The sequence below is a fragment of the Archangium violaceum Cb vi76 genome (genome assembly GCF_000733295.1).
GTDB lineage: Bacteria > Myxococcota > Myxococcia > Myxococcales > Myxococcaceae > Archangium > Archangium violaceum.
In genome coordinates, this window is record NZ_JPMI01000227.1 from 35,521 (window position 1) to 51,897 (window position 16,377).

A 16,377-nucleotide genomic window follows, 5' to 3' on the forward strand; every position below is an offset into this window, starting at 1 on the left:
CTTTGATTGACTTCGTCCATCGTCCGAACGATTAGATCGGGCCGCAAGAAAGGAAAGGATCGCTCGGACAACGCCTTTCATCTCGATAAGCACCTGAGACCCCCACCCCCCCCTTTCTCCAGCGGTCCGCTTTTCTCATGAGTGTGCCGACTCTTCGTGCGCGGGATGCGCACGGCCCGGGGCCCTGGGTGGCCAGGGTCTGTGCCATCGCGGCGGTATTGGGAGTGATGACGTGGTCGTCTGTCGCGGAAGCCCAGTCCGCGAACGTGAATCTGGCCTACAACCAGCCGACGTTGACGTCCTCCTTTGAAGGCCCGTTCGCCGGTAGCTTCGCGGTGGATGGTGACGGTGGGACGCGCTGGGGCAGCGGTTTCAGCGCGACCGAGTGGATTCAGGTCGATCTCGGGCAGAGCACGGCCATCAACCGGGTGGTGCTCACCTGGGAGGCCGCCCATGCCCGGGGCTACACGGTCCAGGTGTCCAACGACGCGGTGACCTGGCAGAACGCGCTCGTCGTCACGACGGGTGACGGCGGAGTGGATGACCTCACGGTGAGCGGCAACGGCCGCTACGTGCGCATCCTCTGCCAGACTCGCGCGCTCCCCGAGTTCGGATACTCGCTGTGGGAGTTCGCCGTCTACGGCACCGCGGCCCCGGCGGGTGACCTGGCCAAGAACCGGCCCGCCACGGCGTCGAGCGTCGAGGACAACGCCGCCCACCTCGCCGCTGGCTTCGCGTTCGACGCGAATGCCACCACGCGCTGGTCCTCCGCGGCTGTGGAGGCGCAGTGGATTCGCGTCGATCTCGGTACGTCCCAGGCGCTCGGCAAGGTGGTGCTGGACTGGGAGGGGGCGTACGGGAAGACGTACGCCATCGAGGGCTCCAACGATGACGTCAACTGGACGGCGTTGGCGCCCACCATCACCAACGGTGCTCCGGGCCGCCGCGACATTACCGTGACGGGCAGCGCCCGCTATGTGCGGATGCGCGGCATCGAGCGTGGGACGGGTTATGGCTATTCGCTCTGGTCCTTCGAGGTCTACGCGCCCGGCGGTGGCCCGCAGGATCCGCCTCCGCAGACCACGAACCAGACGGTGAAGCTCATGTTCCCGGAGCTGGCCTACGCGAAGATCAACGTCTCGCCCGTGCCCATCAGCGTCACGCCGACGCCGGAGGAGGGCAACACGACGCCGTCGGTGCGCAACCCGCCCGGGCCGTTCACCTACGAGCTGACCTTCCCGCCCAACACCACCGTCACGATGTCGAAGAACCAGTTCTCGCCCACGGCGCCGAACACGGACATCCGCCTGGCGGTCACCACCTCCACGGGCACGGTGCTCCGGGGGCAGACGGTCTCCGCGCTGGCGGTGCAGGGCGCCGAGTGGAAGGTGGAGATCTTCTCCACGGGTGGCGGCGGCAATGATGGCCGTGACCGCACCATCATCCCGGATCCGTACGTGGCGCCGGCTCCGCCCCCGGTCTCCGGAGCCTTCGCCGTGGTCGCTCCGGCCAACGGCGCGATGATCACCAACACCCGCCGGCCCACGCTCCAGTGGGCGGCTGTCACGGGCGCCACGAACTACAAGGTCTACCTCAACGTCAGCCGGGACGATTACGACTGGATGGCGCCCGGCAGCCTGTTGGATCGCTACACGCTGATGACCACGACCACGAGCACCTCGTGGGCGCTGACGAGCGACCTGCCCGACCGCTGGACGTACAAGTGGTACGTGGTGGCCACCCTCCCGAGCGGCACGACCAGCCGCTCCGACCTGCGCACCTTCAGTGTGTACCTGCCGGTGGTGGAGACCGCGGCGGACGGCGTGGCGCTCATCAATGGGATGCGAGACCTCAACAAGAACGGCACCATCGAGCCGTACGAGGACTGGCACAACCCCATCACCACGCGCGTGAACGACCTCATGTCGCGCATGACGCTGCACGAGAAGGCGCTGCAGATGTTCTTCGATGCCAAGACGGTGCCGGAGGCGGGCTTCACCATGGGACCGCTCAGCCCGCAGGACATCGTGGACTTCCAGCAGGCCTCCGCGCGGACGCGCCTGGGCATCCCGCACATCGACGCGGGTGACACCATCCACGGGTACAAGACGAGCTGGCCCACGCAGCCGGCGCTCGCGGCGTCGAGGGACCTGGACACCATCTACGAGCTGGGCGACGTGCAGCGGCGCGAGCAGCTCGCGGTGGGAAGCCGGGGCACGCTCTCTCCGCTCGCCGAGGTGGGCACCAAGGTGCTCTACCCGCGCATCCAGGAGGGCAATGGCGAGGACGCGGACCTGGCCGCGGGCATCACCCGCGCCCTCATCGCGGGCCTGCAGGGCGGTCCCGAGGTGAACCCGCACTCCATCTGGGTCACCACGAAGCACTGGCCGGGCCAGGGCGCGGGAGGGGAGGCCGGCATCACCTATGACGGCACCACCATCCACTACCACATGCGCCCGTGGCACGCGGCGCTCGAGGCGGGCACCAGCGGCATCATGCCCGGCTACGCCGGGAGCTGGCTGCTGGGGCCGGAGGGCTACGGTGCCGGTGACAACCCGAGCATCATCAACTACCTGCGCCAGCAGCTCGGTTACACGGGCGTCGTCTGCTCGGACTGGCTGCCGTCGGGCGCGTGGTCGCGCTCGGCCAACGCGGGCTCGGATGTCATGGGCGGCGCCACGCCCACGCAGATGGGCACCTTCGAGAACGAGGTGAGCACGGCCCGCATCGACCAGGCCGTCCGTCGCATCCTGGATCTGAAGTTCCGCCTGGGCATCTTCGAGGACCCCTATCGCAAGGGCCCCGCCGGCACCTCCGAGTGGCACACGGCGGACAGCAAGGCGCTGGTCCGTCGCGCGGCGCAGAACGCGATGACGCTCCTCAAGAACGACGGTGCCCTGCCGCTGCGCCTGCCCGCGGGGGCGAAGCTCGTCATCGCCGGTCCGCGCGCGGACGACCCGTCCTGCATGGTGACGTGGCGCTCGGACTTCCACGGAACGGAGTTCGGTGACCTGACCATCTACCAGGCCATCAAGCAGCGGGCCGAGCGCGACGGCATCACCGTCTACAAGGACGCGGCGCCCGCGGGCGTCACGCCGGACGCGGCCATCGTGGTGGTGGGCGAGAGCTACTTCACCCACGGCACCGAGTGGGACAAGGAGAAGCCCTACCTGCCGGGAGACCCGATTGGCCCCGCGCACGAGGCCAAGTGGGGTGACCAGTACGGCATCCTCACCAGCTTCAAGTCGCGCAACATCCCGACGACGACGGTGCTGATCCTCCCGCGCCCGTACATCCTGACCAACGTGGTCCAGCAGACCAACGCACTGCTGGTGGCGTACCGGCCCGGCGACTCCGGCGGACCGGCCGTCGCGGATGTGCTCTTCGGCGACGTGTTCCCGCGCGGCATGCTCCCGTGGCAGCTCCCGCGCTCGCTGGACCAGATTGGCACCGACGTGGAGAACAACCAGCTGGAGCAGTGGGACCTGCCGTTCGACCTGGGGGCCACCGCCGCGCAGCGCACGGAGATCCGCCAGAGGATCGCCCAGGGCCTGCCGGTGCTGCCCATCTACGGCAACCCGCTCTTCCAGTACGGCGCGGGCATCCAGGGCTTCGGGCTCACCGACGCCACGCCGCCCACGTCCTTCTCGCTCCTCACGCCGACGCCGGGCTCCACCATCACCACGAAGCCGACATTCTCGTGGACGGCGAGCGGCGATCCGCAGACGGGCATCCACCGCTACGAGGTGTTCCTCGACGGCAGCCCGTTCCCCGTGGCGACGACGCGGAGCACGTCCGCGACGCTCACCCACGCGACGATCGGCAATGGCCAGCACACCTGGCACGTGAAGGCCTACAACTGGGCCGGGGGCGTGACCACGTCGGCCACGGCCACCTTCACGCTGAACGACACCACGCCGCCCGGGGCCTTCGCGGCGCTGGTGCCGGCGGCGGGCTCGGCGGTGCCGGGGGCGAGCACGACGTTCATCTGGGAGCAGTCCTCGGACGTGGGCGCGGGCATCTCGCAGTACGTGCTCACGGTGGATGGAACGGACCGGGCGCCGGCGGTGACGCCGCACGCCTACGTGGGGACGACGACGAACCTCGCGCTCGGGCGCAACGTGGCCGCCACGTCCAACGAGTTCGGCAGCCCCAACGACGCGGTGGACGGCAGCGCCACCACGCGCTGGTCCAGCCGCAACGACGTGGCGAGTCCGGACACGGAGTCCATCACCGTCGACCTGGGGGCCATCTACTCCATCAAGCGCGTGGTGCTCAGCTGGGAAGCCGCCTATGGCCGCCAGTACGTCGTGGAGACGTCGCTCGACGGCGCCACGGGCTGGAAGCCCCTGTACACGGAGACCAACGGCAATGGCGGCCTGGATGACCTGGGCAACCTGAGTGGCGTCGGGCGCTACGTGCGGATGCGGGGCGTCCAGCGCGCGACGGTCTACGGGTACTCGCTGTGGGAGTTCGAGGTGTACGGTGTGGGCACGGAGCAGCTCTCCCTCACCGGGCTGAGCACCGGTAGCCACACGTGGCGGGTGCGCGCGGTCGATGGGGCAGGGAACACGATCCTCTCCAACGGCCCCATCACCTTCACGAAGTAACCACGGGAGTACGGGGGCGGCCGCTGACGTTGGCGGCCGCCCCTCTTCGTTGTACCCACTCAGTCCTGGAGATGCGTGTCATGGCCCCGGTCCGTTCCATCGCCTTCGTGTTCCTGATGGCGATTGTTCTCGTTCCCGTTGTCCCGGCGCTCGCGCACACCGCCATCGTCAAGGTGGACGGCCGGTGGCAGCTCCAGGTGGACGGGAAACCCTACGTGGCCCGGGGTGTCACCTTCAGTGGAAGCAGCAGCTCCGCGGCCTACGAGCAGGACTGCGCGCGCCTCGCGGCCCTTGGCGTGAACACGCTTCGCACCTGGGGGACGACGAGCGAAACGCGGCTGTTGCTCGACGCCGCGCACAAGCATGGATTGAAGGTGCTCGTCGGACTCTGGCTGCGCCAGGGGCGTCCGGGTGCCGAGAGTGATGATTCCTTCGATTACCTCCGCGACAAGCAGGGCATGAAGAAGCAGTTGGCGGACACGCTCGCCCAGGTGCGCCACTTCAAGGACCACCCGGCGGTGCTCGCCTGGGGAATCGGCAACGAGGTGCTGCTCAACTCACCAGATGACGCGAAGGAGGCCTACGCGCGCTTCTTGGAGCAGGTCATCAAGGAGGTGAAGAAGCTCGATGCCGGCCACCCCGTCATCTCCGTCGATGCATGGATGTTCGGCGTGCCGTGGTGGGAGAAGTACACGCCATCGCTCGACGCGTACGGCATCAACGTCTACGGTCATGGCATCCACGTGATTTCCGGCGAGCTGGCGAAGGCCGGCGTGGCCAAACCGTGGCTCATCACCGAATTTGGCGCGCAGGGGGAGTGGGATGCTCCCAAGGACGCGAACGGTGTTCCGCGCGAGCCGGCTGACGCGGAGAAATACGCCGCCATCGTCGATGGATGGCGGAATGCCCTTGCTCCGCAGGTCGAGGCCGGACGCTGTCTGGGCTTGTTCGTCTTCAACTACAGCTCGGCGTTCGACCACACCGGTCTCTGGCTCGGCATGTTGTCGGGCAGCTCCACCCGGCCCGCGTGGCATGCGGTGCGCGAGGCCTATACGGGTCAGAAGCCCGCCACGCCGTTGCCCACCATCGCCAGTGTCACGGTGGGTGATGTGAAGCAGGACGAGTCCGGTACGTGGGCCCAGGTCCGTGTCGAGGCGAAGGACGCGGCGGGAGCACCGCTCGACGTCTCGTTCGCCTACAACTTCCGGGGTGCTTCCACGCGCCACGCGCGCGACGAGGTGGTCCGGCTCCAGGCCCGGCCCGGCACGACGCCTGACACCTGGCTCGTGCGCATGCCCTCCGTGAAGGGCGCCATCAAACTCTACGTGCTCGCGAAGGACCGCGCTGGCAACCTCGCGAGCGCCACCACCTCCGTCGCCCTGCCGCCCACCCGGTAGAAACGGCGCTCTGGGGAACGTCTGAAAAAAAGGGGTTGCCCTGGTGAGCCCTCCGCGTCGATGTTTCGCCCTACCGCGGACGAGAGAGGGCAACACCGCATGCGTGGGACGTTCGGACTCCTGTTGTTGATGGCACTGGCCGGCTGCACTTCGGTGAACGTAGCCCGGGTGCCGTCCATTCACGACCAGCGGGATGTCTTCGTCTCCACGGGGGACGTGAAGGGCCCCTACCAGAGCCTCGGCGTGGTGCAGACCACGCGGCGCGGCGTGCTGCTCTTCGGCTTCGCGGACCCCGCGGGGACGGACCTGGAGGCCGGGCTGCGCGAGTCGCTCCTCCCCGAGGTCCGGCGCATGGGCGGTGATGGCATCATGAACGTCCGGTTCCATCAGACGCAGTACATCCTCCCCACCCGCATCCTCTTCGCCCTTCTTTTCTTCATCCCGCTGCCGAGCGAGGTCACCATCAGCGGTGAGGTGGTGAAGCTCGGTCCGGGTGCCGCGCCGCCGTCGGCCGGGGCCCCCTCGCGTTGAACCTGTTCCGCTCCTGGAGAATCCGGTGAAACTCCCGTTGCTCCTTCCCGTGCTGTTGTGCGTCGGCTGCAGTGCCGTGTCGCACGGAACGAAGCTGTCGGACCGTCCGCCCGATGGCGGGCGCGGCCTGTACCTCAGCACCGGCGGTTCGCCGCGGCCCTATCGCACCCTCGGCTTCGCCCAGGTGTTGGGTTATGGCGTCACCATGGCGGGCTACGCGGACGTGGGGGCAGCCGCCATCGATGGTGTCATCAAGAAGTCGCTCGTGGACACGGCCCTTCGGATGGGCGGCGATGGCGTCATCAACATCGAGTTCGAGGACCAGAATCCTCCCACCGACGTGGAGCGCGCGGCCGAGTTCACCGAGTCCATCACCAATGTGGCGAGCCGCAGCGGCGAAGGCGTGAAGGTCCGCGAGCGCAATGTGATCGTCACCGGCGAAGTCATCCAGTTCATCTCCTCCCAACCGTGAGACTTCTTCCCATGCGTCTCCTCGTCGCATTCGCGCTCGTGGCGCTCACCGGCTGCACCGTCATCAACACCGCCTCCGTCCCTTCCGACCGCAGTGGCAGGGACGTCTTCGTGACGGCGGGCGACATCCCCGAGTCCTACGAGACGCTCGGCATGGTCCAGGCCACGCGCTCGGGCGTGGTGCTCTTCGGCTTCGTGGACGTGGTGGGCACGGACCTGGATACCGGCTTCAAGGAGGTGCTCATTCCCCAGGTGCGGGCGATGGGCGGTGATGGCGCCATCAACGTGCGTTTCCGCCAGACGCAGTACCTGCCGGTGACGAGGGTGTTTGGCGCCATCTTCTTCTTCATTCCGCTGCCCAGCAGCGTGACGGTGACGGCCGAGGTGGTGAAGCTCCAGCGCCGCGCCGACCGGCCCGCTGGGGATGGGGTACCCGTGGTCTCCCGCTGAAGCCGTCCCCCCACGTACTTTTCTCGCTTTCTCGTTGAGTGCAGAGTGGGCTCCGCCTCCCCATGAACGGAGCTCATGTGACTCGCAGACTGCTTCTGGTAATGGCGTTCGCGGCCGGCGCGTTGGCCTGTCCCTCACTCCTGGGGGGCGAAGAGCCGGCTCCCGGTGCTTGTACCGAACTCTCGAACCCGGCGCCGATGGTGGCGGAGAGCCGTGTGGCGGGAGCCGCACCCACGCCGCGAGGTGGCCTGGTGGTGTCGGGCGTGTACTACCGGACCGCGACCGTCATCTACACCGGCCCGGGTGGCATGGCGGGGCCGAGTGGCCGCTGGTCGCGGCAGACGCTCCGCATCACCACCACCTCGAGCAGCACCGCGACGCTCGAGGAGATCCAGGTCGATTTCGACAAGCCGGAGCGCCGGAGCGCCAGCACTCTCACGTTATCGGGCACGGGTTTTCAGCTCGATCGGACCTGCCCGTCCGTGGCCTCGCGCTCGTTCGGCTACTCGTTCAGTGGTGACACGCTGGAGGTCTTCGAGCCCCACGAGGAGGGCCTCCGCGTCATCACGTTTGTGCTCCAGCCGGGCAGCTCCGGGGGTGATGGGGGCGTGCCGGGCGCGTGCTCGGAGGTGGAGAACCTCGGCCCACTGGTGGACCAGGTCCGGGTGGCCTCCAGTGCTCCCGCACCGGGGGCGGGCGCATTGAGCTCCGGAACCTTCGTGCGCATCGCCGACCAGCTCTACACCGGGCCCGGAGGGGCCTCGGGGGTGAGCGGCAAGCAGTTGCGCCAGACGCTGGAGATCGCCGCCACCTCGGCGAGCACCGGGACGATTCGGGAGTACTACGAGGACATCGGCGATACGCCCGAGCGCAAGGCGTATACCTTCTCCACCCGTGGCGCGAGCCTCGACCTCAGCCGGACCTGCCCGGGTCCCGGAGGCAAGTCGCTCACGTACACCCTGTCGGGCGATGACCTGATCGTCTTCGAGCCAGACACGGGCGGGACACGCGTGTCCACCTTTCGCAGGCTCGGCGCCGACGGAGGGATTCCCGGTGGGGACGGAGGAACGCCCGACGCGGGCATCGAGACGATCGCGACCGGGCTGACCGATCTGGTCGATCTGGAGCTCGATGGCACGGATGTCTACGTGCTCGGCAACGGTGAAGTGCGGCGGTGTGCGCTCGCCGGTTGCGGCACGGGCGCGGTGCGGGTGACGACCACGTTCCCCTTCGCGAGCAGTCTGGCCATCGACCGGGGCATGCTCTGGGTCACCACTGATTTCCGCAGGGTCTCGAGCTGTGACGTCTCGAGTGGAAGCTGCACGCTGGTGCAACAGGTGGACCTCGGCGCGAACAGCTACCCCGTGCACCTCTGGGTGGCGAATGGGCACGTGTACTGGGTGTCCGATTCCGGTGCATCCCGCCTCATCCAGACCTGCCCCAGCACGGGCTGTGGCGCGGGCTATCCGAAGACCGTCTTCAACGGCAACGCACTGGACGGGGTTCCGGTCTCGGGCCTGGTGGTCAATGCCACCGACGCGTATGTGTTGAGCTATGTGGGCGGCATCTTCCGCATCCCGCTCACCAGCGCGGAGACGTCCGACGCCACGGCGGCCGTGCGGACCGTGGGGACGGGCTATGGCTCGGGCGGCTTCGAGGGCGACGCGAGCCTCCTGCGTTGGGCGAACATCAACGCCGGCACCCTCGAGAGCTGCGAGCTTCCGGACTGCACCCGGGTCGACACGCCAGTCTCCGGGCTGGTCACTCCCGTGGGCATCCGCTCCAACGCCACGCACGTCTATGGCGCGAGCCGTGGGACGCCCAACGGCTCCGGCGGCCATGTGGCCGGGACCGCGTCCATCTGGCGCATGCCGCGCTGAGCCATCTTCTCGTGAAAGAGTCGTCTGACGCGCCGAGGCATGCCTCCCGATGGGGTAGCATGAGGGTTCATCAAGGAGCGAGTCATGGCGCTGAAGGGTCGTCCGAATCTGGCTCTCCCCGAGGTCAGGCAGAATCCCTATCCGCTCTACTCCGAGCTCCGCCGCAACGCTCCCGTCTGCGAGGTGGAGTATGGAGGATGGGCCGTCAGCCGGTACGACGACGTCCAGTACGTGCTCAAGAACCCACGGCTCTTCTCGTCCGAGGGGCTCCGGTTCGCCGCCGAGCCCCCCTGGTTCGGCCGCTCCAATCCCTGGTGTGACTCGCTCGTGCTGAAGGATCCGCCCATGCATGGGCGGTTGAGGACACTCGTTGGCCGCGCCTTCGGCCCCGGTCTCCTGACCCGGCTGGAGCCGGGCATTCAAGCCACCTGCGAGGAGCTCACCACCCGTGTTCTGGAGCGCCGCGTGGTGGATTTCGTGGATGCGTTCGCCACTCCGCTGCCAGCCACCGTCATTGGCAACCTGATGGGGTTGGAGCCCTCGCTGTACTCGCGTTTCAGGAAGTGGGCGACCGACATCGCCTCCCTCTCCGCCTCCCGGCCGGAGGACACGGAGCTGTTGGCGTCGGTCCGCGGCTCCGTGGAGGAGATGGAGCGGTACTTCCACGAAGTCCTGGAGCGCCGGCGCCGTGAGCCCGGGGATGACATGGTGAGCGACCTGCTCCGGGCCCGTGTGGACGGTGAGTCGCTGACGAGCACGGAGCTGATGGGCTTCCTCTTCTTCCTGCTGCTCGCGGGTCTGGAGACGACGATCAACCTGCTGTCCAGCTCTGCCTGGATGTTGGCGCGGAAGCCGGAGCTGCTGGCGCGGCTGCGCGCGGACCGCTCGCTCATCCCCCGCTTCATCGAGGAGGTGCTGCGCTACGAGCCGCCCATCCAGGCCTCGTTGCGGCTGTGCACCGAGGATGCGGTGGTGGGGGGCGTTTCCCTGCCCAGGGGCTCCCTGGTGTACGTGCTGTTGGGCTCGGCGCTTCGGGACGAGACGCAGTTCGCCGAGGCCGATCGCTTCGACCTGGACCGGAAGGGGACGGAGAACCTCGCCTTCGGCCACGGCATCCACTTCTGCCTGGGCGCTCAGCTCGCACGGCTCGAAGCACGGCTCGCGCTGGAGGTCCTGCTCGCGCGTGTGGGAGGGCTGTCGCTTCGCTCGGAGCAACTCGAGTGGGTGCCCTCCGTCACCGTTCGCGGGCTGAGGGCACTTCCCATCGAGGTGCACCCCGCCTGAGAGGAGAAGAGGCTTCAGGTTGCCCTACTGGATGCACTCATTGAGTGTCGCGTTCGGGATGAAGGTGCTGAAGTCCAGGGCGGGGTTGCGAGCCAGCTCCGCCAGCATGAGGGCGAAGGACAGGTGCTTGCCCACCTCACCGAACTGAGCGCGCACCAACTGCACGTTCGCGGCCAGGGTGTTGGGCGCCACCGGCAGCGCGACGGCGGCCGTGCTGCCCATGCGGTTGCTGGCGGTCAGGATGCTCGTCGACCGGGCCACCACCTTCGAGTCACGAATGAAGGTCTTGTATGCCCCGGAGTCTCCCAGGACGGTGGCGATGGCGCCCAGGTAGCGAAGCACGTCTCCATCCAGGCCGGTCAGCATGCCATTGAGGACGCCCGCGCCCTGAATCGATGGCTCGGCCTGGTACAGCGCGCGGAAGCTGTCGTAGACCTTCCAGGGAAAATCCACGTGATTCTTGTTGGGCCCGGGGACGTTGTGCAGGGCATCACCCCATTGCGTGGCCTTCCGGTGGAGCCGTTCCCGGACGTTCATGGGCTCGTGGTAGGCGAGGGGGACGGGGTTGAAGGTGTTTTCCCCCGTGATGTAGACCTCCGCGCCGACGTGGTGGCCGCGCTTGTCTTGCGTGATGGGATCCTGGCTGAGCACCACCCGGCGGCAGAAAATCCTGGAGTTGAACTGTCTGTGGAAGCTCTTGCCGCCCGCGACCGGCGCGCTGAAGGTGATGAGTTTCAAGTTGCGCCAGGGCCAGGTGGGAAGATTGCCCGGCAGGTTGACTCCATCGGGTCCGTGGGTGGTTCCCAGGACCATGGCCGTGGCGAACTGGGTGGCCAGCGCGCCTCCTAGGCTGTGCCCCGTGACGTAGATGTTGGAGGGGGGCGCCCCGTTCTGCCCGTGGATGTGTTGCAGGATCGTGAGGATGGAGGGGATGCAGGTCTTCACGGACCGGCTGAACCCGCGGCACACGGAGCCATGGACACTGAAGTAGTTGTCCTGGACCATCGTGTTGAAGTCCATGTCCGTCACCCAGTCCGGGTTGCCCTTCCCCACGAGTCCATGGCTCAGCGCGCGAGCCCCCGACCCGCTGCGGCTGCCTCGGAAGGTGATGTGGACGTCGTAGGTCGCCCCGTAATGCCGCTCGAGCACGCACCCCATCAGGCTCCAGACGTTCGGAGAGCCGTTGATGGTGCCCGTTCCTCCCTCGAAGGCATAGAGCCGGTCCACGCCACCGCCGGCGATTCCCAGAGGCCTGGCCACGGCGGGTTGGATGACCGCGGCCGCCGTGGCGTTGTTCGGGTTGCCAGCACCCGCTTGATACGAGCACATGGCCACCGAGGCGATGCGATCGGTGATGTAGGTGGGCAGCTTGTAGCACAGCCAGCTGCCGGGCTCCGGACTGCAGAAGGCGATCCGCCAGGGGTGGAGCCGATCATATCGGCCGATGATGGGATCCAGGGTGTTGTTGACGGCCCATCCGTGGGTGTTGCCGGGCCCATGATAGGCGTTGTTTCCCAGGAAGAGCGTGCGGACCTGGGTCATGAAGTTGTCGCGCCGGCTCGAGCCCTTCATCGCGAGGCGTTCATAGTAGGGATCGAATGGCCAGATGAGCGTCTGGGTGTACTGGTGGTAGGCCAGAATGCACAGGTCCAGGTGGTAGATCAGCTCGTGGTACATGGGTCCCTCTCATTATGGCCTGTGCCACGCCGCTCGACCTTCCAGGGGGTCCTGCCCTCGAGACACGCGCCGTGACGGTGGGTGGACGGCGAGTATGGGTCCAGCGCGTCTTTTCAGAAAGAGCCTCCCTACGAATGCCACGGGGGTGGGGGGCACGGACGATGTCGAGGCCACACCGGACCTCGAGGGCGTGTCGTTGGAGATCCACAGCTCCGTGGCGCGGTCCGCGTAGCGAGCCCTTCGCTGCTCGCCGCTCCCCCCGGTACAGGTTGCTTGAAGGCGAGCAGTGCCGTGTAGAGCTTCGCGGTGGGAGCCGTCTGGCTCCCCGAGGGGGGAACATTCATGAAGACCCGACAACGGCAAGGCCCGAGCCTTGCCTGGATACCGTGCCTGGTACTCACCTGTGCGCTGCTGGGAGCTTGCGGACCGACCCGTGAGGAAGACTCCAGTTCCGCGCGGGAGGAACTTGGAGAGTCGGAACTGGAAATGCGAGCGGCTCATCAGCGGAAGGAGGACTTCGCGCTGCTGTTCGGCGAGGGAGGCCGGCCAGGCTTCGTGCGAATCCCAGAGAGCAGCTCGCTCGCGCTTGGGAAGCACCTCACCCTGACGTTCTGGATCCAGACAACCTCCACGTATGGCGGGGAGGCCTGGCACGACGCCGACTGGCTCATCGACAAGGACATCCCCGGAGAGGTCCAGCCCGACTGGGCTGTCGTCCTGCGCCACGGGCGGATCGTCTTCAACAACGGCAATCCCACGGGGACGGCGGACCAGCCCCTGTTTGGCCAACGGGTGGTCAACGATGGGCAGTGGCACCACGTGGCCATCACGCGTGATGCCTCCTCGGGGCGCACGCGCATCTACATCGATGGCAAGCTGGATGCCGAGGGCGTGTTTTCCAGAGCGGAGCTTGGCAACACGGAGCCGCTCCAGCTCGGCTTCGAGTCCAACCCGGATGGGCTTGCTCCCAACGAGCGCGCCTTCGAGGGGGTCCTCGACGAGCTGCGCATCTGGACGAAGGTTCGCGGTTCCTCCGAGCTCCGCGAGGACATGGAGGACTCCCGTCCCGGGTGCCAGGAGCGGTTGGCTGGCGCCTGGAGCTTCAACGAGGGCTCCGGGCAGGAGACGGACGACCTGGGACCGCGCGACGCGGATGGTCAGCTCGGGGCCCTGCCCACGCCGGACGAGGCCGATCCGCGTTGGGTGCGTTCCTCACGTTCGGGCCCACCGGGCTCCTGCGGCGGTGCCACCCGGGTGAAGGACATCTACCCGGGCCCCACCGGCTCCACGCGCGAAATCACCGGCCAGGCGCCTTCCGAGTACGACTTCGTGGAGCTCGACGGGGTGTTGCTCTTCATGGCCGATGATGGGCGCCATGGCTTCGAGCTGTGGAAGACGGATGGCAGGACCGGGGGCACGGGGCTGGTCAAGGACATCTGGCCCGGGCCGTTGGGCGGAATCTTCGAGGTGACGTCGGCGTTCCTGGACACGCCCCAGCGCTTCGTGAGGTTCGGGGACGCCGTCTATTTCACCGCCAATGATGGGGTCCATGGGCTGGAGCTGTGGAAGACGGATGGCACGGCCGAGGGCACGGTGATGGTCAAGGACATCGGGCCCGGCGCCGAGCCCGGCTTCGTGAACTTCCTGACCCCCCTGGGCGACTCGCTCTACTTCTCCGCGAGCGATGAGACCCATGGGCTGGAGCTGTGGAAGACGGATGGCACGACCGAGGGCACGGTGATGGTCAAGGACGTCATTCCGGGTCTCGAAAGCTCGCTGGCGGGCTCACTGACCGCGGCGGGCGGACGGCTCTTCTTCAATGTCCCGGCCAGGTTCCACGAGCTGTGGGTCAGCGATGGGACTCCGGAGGGCACGGTGCAGGTCCCCGGGCTCCTGGACACCTCCTCCCTGACGCCCCTGGGCGACGTGCTCTTCCTGAGCGCTTCCGGGAGTCCCGGCGAGGGCGCGGAGTTGTGGAGGACCGATGGGACGGCGGCGGGCACCCGACGGGTCGCGGACATCTTCCCGGGTGTGGAAGGGTCCTCACCGCATGAGCTGACCGCCGTGGGTGGAGTGCTCTTCTTCGCCGCGAGGGATCCCGAGCACGGAGATGAGCTGTGGCGGACCGAGGACGCCGGGGAGGGCGCGTCGCTGGTGAAGGACATCCACCCGGGACCCGACGACTCCGGCATCCGGTGGGGGACCGCGGTGGATGGCATGCTCTTCTTCTCCGCCGATGACGGCCGCCGTGGCGTCGAGCTGTGGAAGAGCGCGGGGACGGCCTCCAGCACGCGGCTGGTCAAGGACATCGCGCGTGGTTCCGCGAGCTCCTCCCCGGAGCGGCTGACCGCCATCGCTGGGGTGTTGGTGTTCTCCGCCACGGATGGGGCACATGGCCGCGAGCCGTGGACGAGCGCGGGTACGGAGAAGAGCACGCGGCAGCTCGATGACATCCGCCCTGGAAGAGGCGCCTCGGAGCCCAAGGACTTCACGCGTCTGGGCTCCCAGGTGCTCTTCTCCGCCGATGATGGTCGCACCGGCGGCGAGCTGTGGAGTCTCCCCGTGTCGGCTCTGCGCTGCCCTGGGCGCTGACGAGCTCCTTCTTCGAAGAGGCGCGCGGTGCTGTGTCCCGCACCGCGCGCCAGGGTAGGGGAGTTGGAGTCGTAACGAAGGATTTGCGTTCATGCCAGACACGCTGGGGGATGCCCTATACTCCCGGCAATGCTTCCCGTGCTGGCGTTCGGACTCGCAGTGGCCCTCGGTTCCTCGGCACCCCAACCAGGGCCGAAGCCGCTGACATTCGAGGAGATGGTGGCGATGCCGGTCACCTTCGAGGGCCGGAACATGATTCCCCTGCCGCCCAGGGTGCCCCGCCGGGCGCTGCGCTTCGAGTCCGCCCCGGAGAACCGCGGCCCCGCCAGCACGCTGCCCTGGGTGAATCTGCCCGGCGACACGGACGGTGGCCGGCGCACTCCCTGGGCGGTGCTGCTCGGCGAGATGCTCTTCCACGCGCCCCGGGTGCTCGGGCCGCTGAGCGTGCGGATGGGCGTGTCCTGCCACTCGTGCCACCCCCACGGCGCCACCAATCCCACCGTCTTCACCGAGCACTCGTACATGGTGCCCGGGAGCATCGACCTCACCGTCTCGTACTTCTCGCCCACCGGGGATGACGGCATCCTCAACGCGCACGTGGTGCCCACGTTGCGAGGCATCCGGTTCACCGCGCCGTACCCGCTCGATGGCCGCACGTACAGCCTGCGCGAGCAGGTGCGCAACGTCATCGTCGGCGAGTTCGCCGTGCCCGAGGTGCCCGGCCACCTCATGGACGCGCTCGTCGCCTTCCTCAACCAGTTGGATCCGCTGCCCAACCCGAAGCTGGGCCCTCGTGGGAGGCTCGCCCCCGGCGCGAGCGAGGCCGCCCAGCGTGGCGAGGCCGCGTTCTTCCTCCCGCGCCCCGTGCTGGACGGGGACTCGTGCGCCACCTGCCACCCACCGGAGCTGGGCTTCACGGATGGCAAGGTGCACGTGCTTGGCAGCCAGCGCGAGCGCTATGACACCCCGACGCTCCTGGGGCTCGTCCACACGCCGCCGTACCTCCACGATGCCCGGGCGCGCACCATTCCCGAGGCGCTCGTCGAGGTGGACAAGATGCTCGGCCTCGGGCTCTCCGCGGACGAGCGGAAGGACCTCTCCGCCTACCTGGAGACCATTGGCGACGAGGCGGACCCCTACGAGCCCGACCGGCGCGATCGCCGGGTGGCCCTCTCGCTGTCCTTCGTCGACCTGGTGTTGGAGGGCCCCTACTCGCAGGACCCGCTCGTCTGGAGGCTCACGCTGGAGACGGTGATGCGCGAGCTGGAGGACGAGCTGAAGGGAACACGTTCGCTCGAGCCCTTCCTCGCGGCGGCGCGTCCAGCCTTCACCCGTCCACCCAACGACGAGGATCGCCGGGCGCTGCGAACGGCACGCAAGGCCCTGCTGGACGCCACCCGCCGCTCCTCCCGGAAGGCTCCGGCCTCCGCGCGCACCGACCCTCCCTGAGCCGGGAGCGGGGACTCCGTTGCCGTGAGACGTGGG

At 67.9% G+C, this 16,377-nt stretch carries 10 protein-coding genes; 9 read left to right on the top strand and 1 reads right to left on the bottom strand.

Features of this window, described 5'->3' with window-relative positions:
- Nucleotides 1-227: 227 nt before the first annotated feature.
- The 7 genes from Q664_RS30205 to Q664_RS30235 all read left to right on the top strand — a co-directional run bounded on the left by Q664_RS30205 (nt 228) and on the right by Q664_RS30235 (nt 10,623).
- The gene (locus tag Q664_RS30205) at nt 228-4,610 is read left to right on the top strand and encodes a galactose-binding domain-containing protein (RefSeq protein ID WP_043403498.1); all 4,383 of its coding nucleotides are present in this window, start codon (nt 228-230) and stop codon (nt 4,608-4,610) included.
- A gap of 80 nt (nt 4,611-4,690) precedes the next feature.
- On the top strand, nt 4,691-6,007 hold the full coding sequence (locus Q664_RS30210; protein WP_043403499.1) for a glycoside hydrolase family 2 TIM barrel-domain containing protein: 1,317 nt from the start codon (nt 4,691-4,693) through the stop codon (nt 6,005-6,007).
- A 99-nt stretch (nt 6,008-6,106) separates the two neighbouring features.
- Nucleotides 6,107-6,538 carry a hypothetical protein gene (locus Q664_RS30215; RefSeq protein ID WP_043403500.1) on the top strand — a complete coding sequence of 144 codons (432 nt, stop codon included), beginning with the start codon at nt 6,107-6,109 and terminating at the stop codon, nt 6,536-6,538.
- A 25-nt stretch (nt 6,539-6,563) separates the two neighbouring features.
- The gene (locus Q664_RS30220; protein ID WP_043403501.1) at nt 6,564-7,010 is read left to right on the top strand and encodes a hypothetical protein; all 447 of its coding nucleotides are present in this window, start codon (nt 6,564-6,566) and stop codon (nt 7,008-7,010) included.
- Nucleotides 7,011-7,021: 11 nt separating this feature from the next.
- Entirely contained in the window at nt 7,022-7,459 is a 438-nt protein-coding gene (locus Q664_RS30225) for a hypothetical protein (RefSeq protein WP_043403502.1), read from the top strand.
- A 215-nt stretch (nt 7,460-7,674) separates the two neighbouring features.
- Nucleotides 7,675-9,339, top strand: coding sequence for a hypothetical protein (locus Q664_RS30230; protein ID WP_152622420.1), 1,665 nt, complete (start codon nt 7,675-7,677; stop codon nt 9,337-9,339).
- A gap of 84 nt (nt 9,340-9,423) precedes the next feature.
- The gene (locus Q664_RS30235; protein WP_043403504.1) at nt 9,424-10,623 is read left to right on the top strand and encodes a cytochrome P450; all 1,200 of its coding nucleotides are present in this window, start codon (nt 9,424-9,426) and stop codon (nt 10,621-10,623) included.
- 24 nt (nt 10,624-10,647) lie between these two features.
- Here Q664_RS30235 and Q664_RS30240 read toward each other — a convergent pair whose 3' ends face one another.
- Nucleotides 10,648-12,300, bottom strand: coding sequence for a lipase family protein (locus Q664_RS30240; RefSeq protein ID WP_043403505.1), 1,653 nt, complete (start codon nt 12,298-12,300; stop codon nt 10,648-10,650).
- Nucleotides 12,301-12,786: 486 nt separating this feature from the next.
- Here Q664_RS30240 and Q664_RS52875 point away from each other — a divergent pair, with 486 nt between their 5' ends.
- Nucleotides 12,787-14,892 (top strand): ELWxxDGT repeat protein, encoded by a 2,106-nt coding sequence (locus tag Q664_RS52875; RefSeq protein WP_052518858.1) that lies wholly within the window; start codon nt 12,787-12,789, stop codon nt 14,890-14,892.
- Between the two features lie 225 nt (nt 14,893-15,117).
- Nucleotides 15,118-16,341: a cytochrome c peroxidase gene (locus Q664_RS52880; RefSeq protein WP_052518859.1), complete on the top strand. Its 1,224-nt coding sequence runs from the start codon at nt 15,118-15,120 to the stop codon at nt 16,339-16,341.
- Nucleotides 16,342-16,377 lie beyond the last annotated feature (36 nt).

Excerpts from the sequence above, each read along its gene's own strand:
- Q664_RS52880 (WP_052518859.1), top strand. The coding sequence starts at position 15,118 with ATGCCGGTCACCTTCGAGGGCCGGAACATGATTCCCCTGCCGCCCAGG.
- Q664_RS30240 (WP_043403505.1), bottom strand. The coding sequence starts at position 12,300 with ATGTACCACGAGCTGATCTACCACCTGGACCTGTGCATTCTGGCCTAC.
- Q664_RS30225 (WP_043403502.1), top strand. The coding sequence starts at position 7,022 with ATGCGTCTCCTCGTCGCATTCGCGCTCGTGGCGCTCACCGGCTGCACC.
- Q664_RS52875 (WP_052518858.1), top strand. The coding sequence starts at position 12,787 with ATGCGAGCGGCTCATCAGCGGAAGGAGGACTTCGCGCTGCTGTTCGGC.
- Q664_RS30210 (WP_043403499.1), top strand. The coding sequence starts at position 4,691 with ATGGCCCCGGTCCGTTCCATCGCCTTCGTGTTCCTGATGGCGATTGTT.
- Q664_RS30235 (WP_043403504.1), top strand. The coding sequence starts at position 9,424 with ATGGCGCTGAAGGGTCGTCCGAATCTGGCTCTCCCCGAGGTCAGGCAG.
- Q664_RS30215 (WP_043403500.1), top strand. The coding sequence starts at position 6,107 with ATGCGTGGGACGTTCGGACTCCTGTTGTTGATGGCACTGGCCGGCTGC.
- Q664_RS30205 (WP_043403498.1), top strand. The coding sequence starts at position 228 with ATGACGTGGTCGTCTGTCGCGGAAGCCCAGTCCGCGAACGTGAATCTG.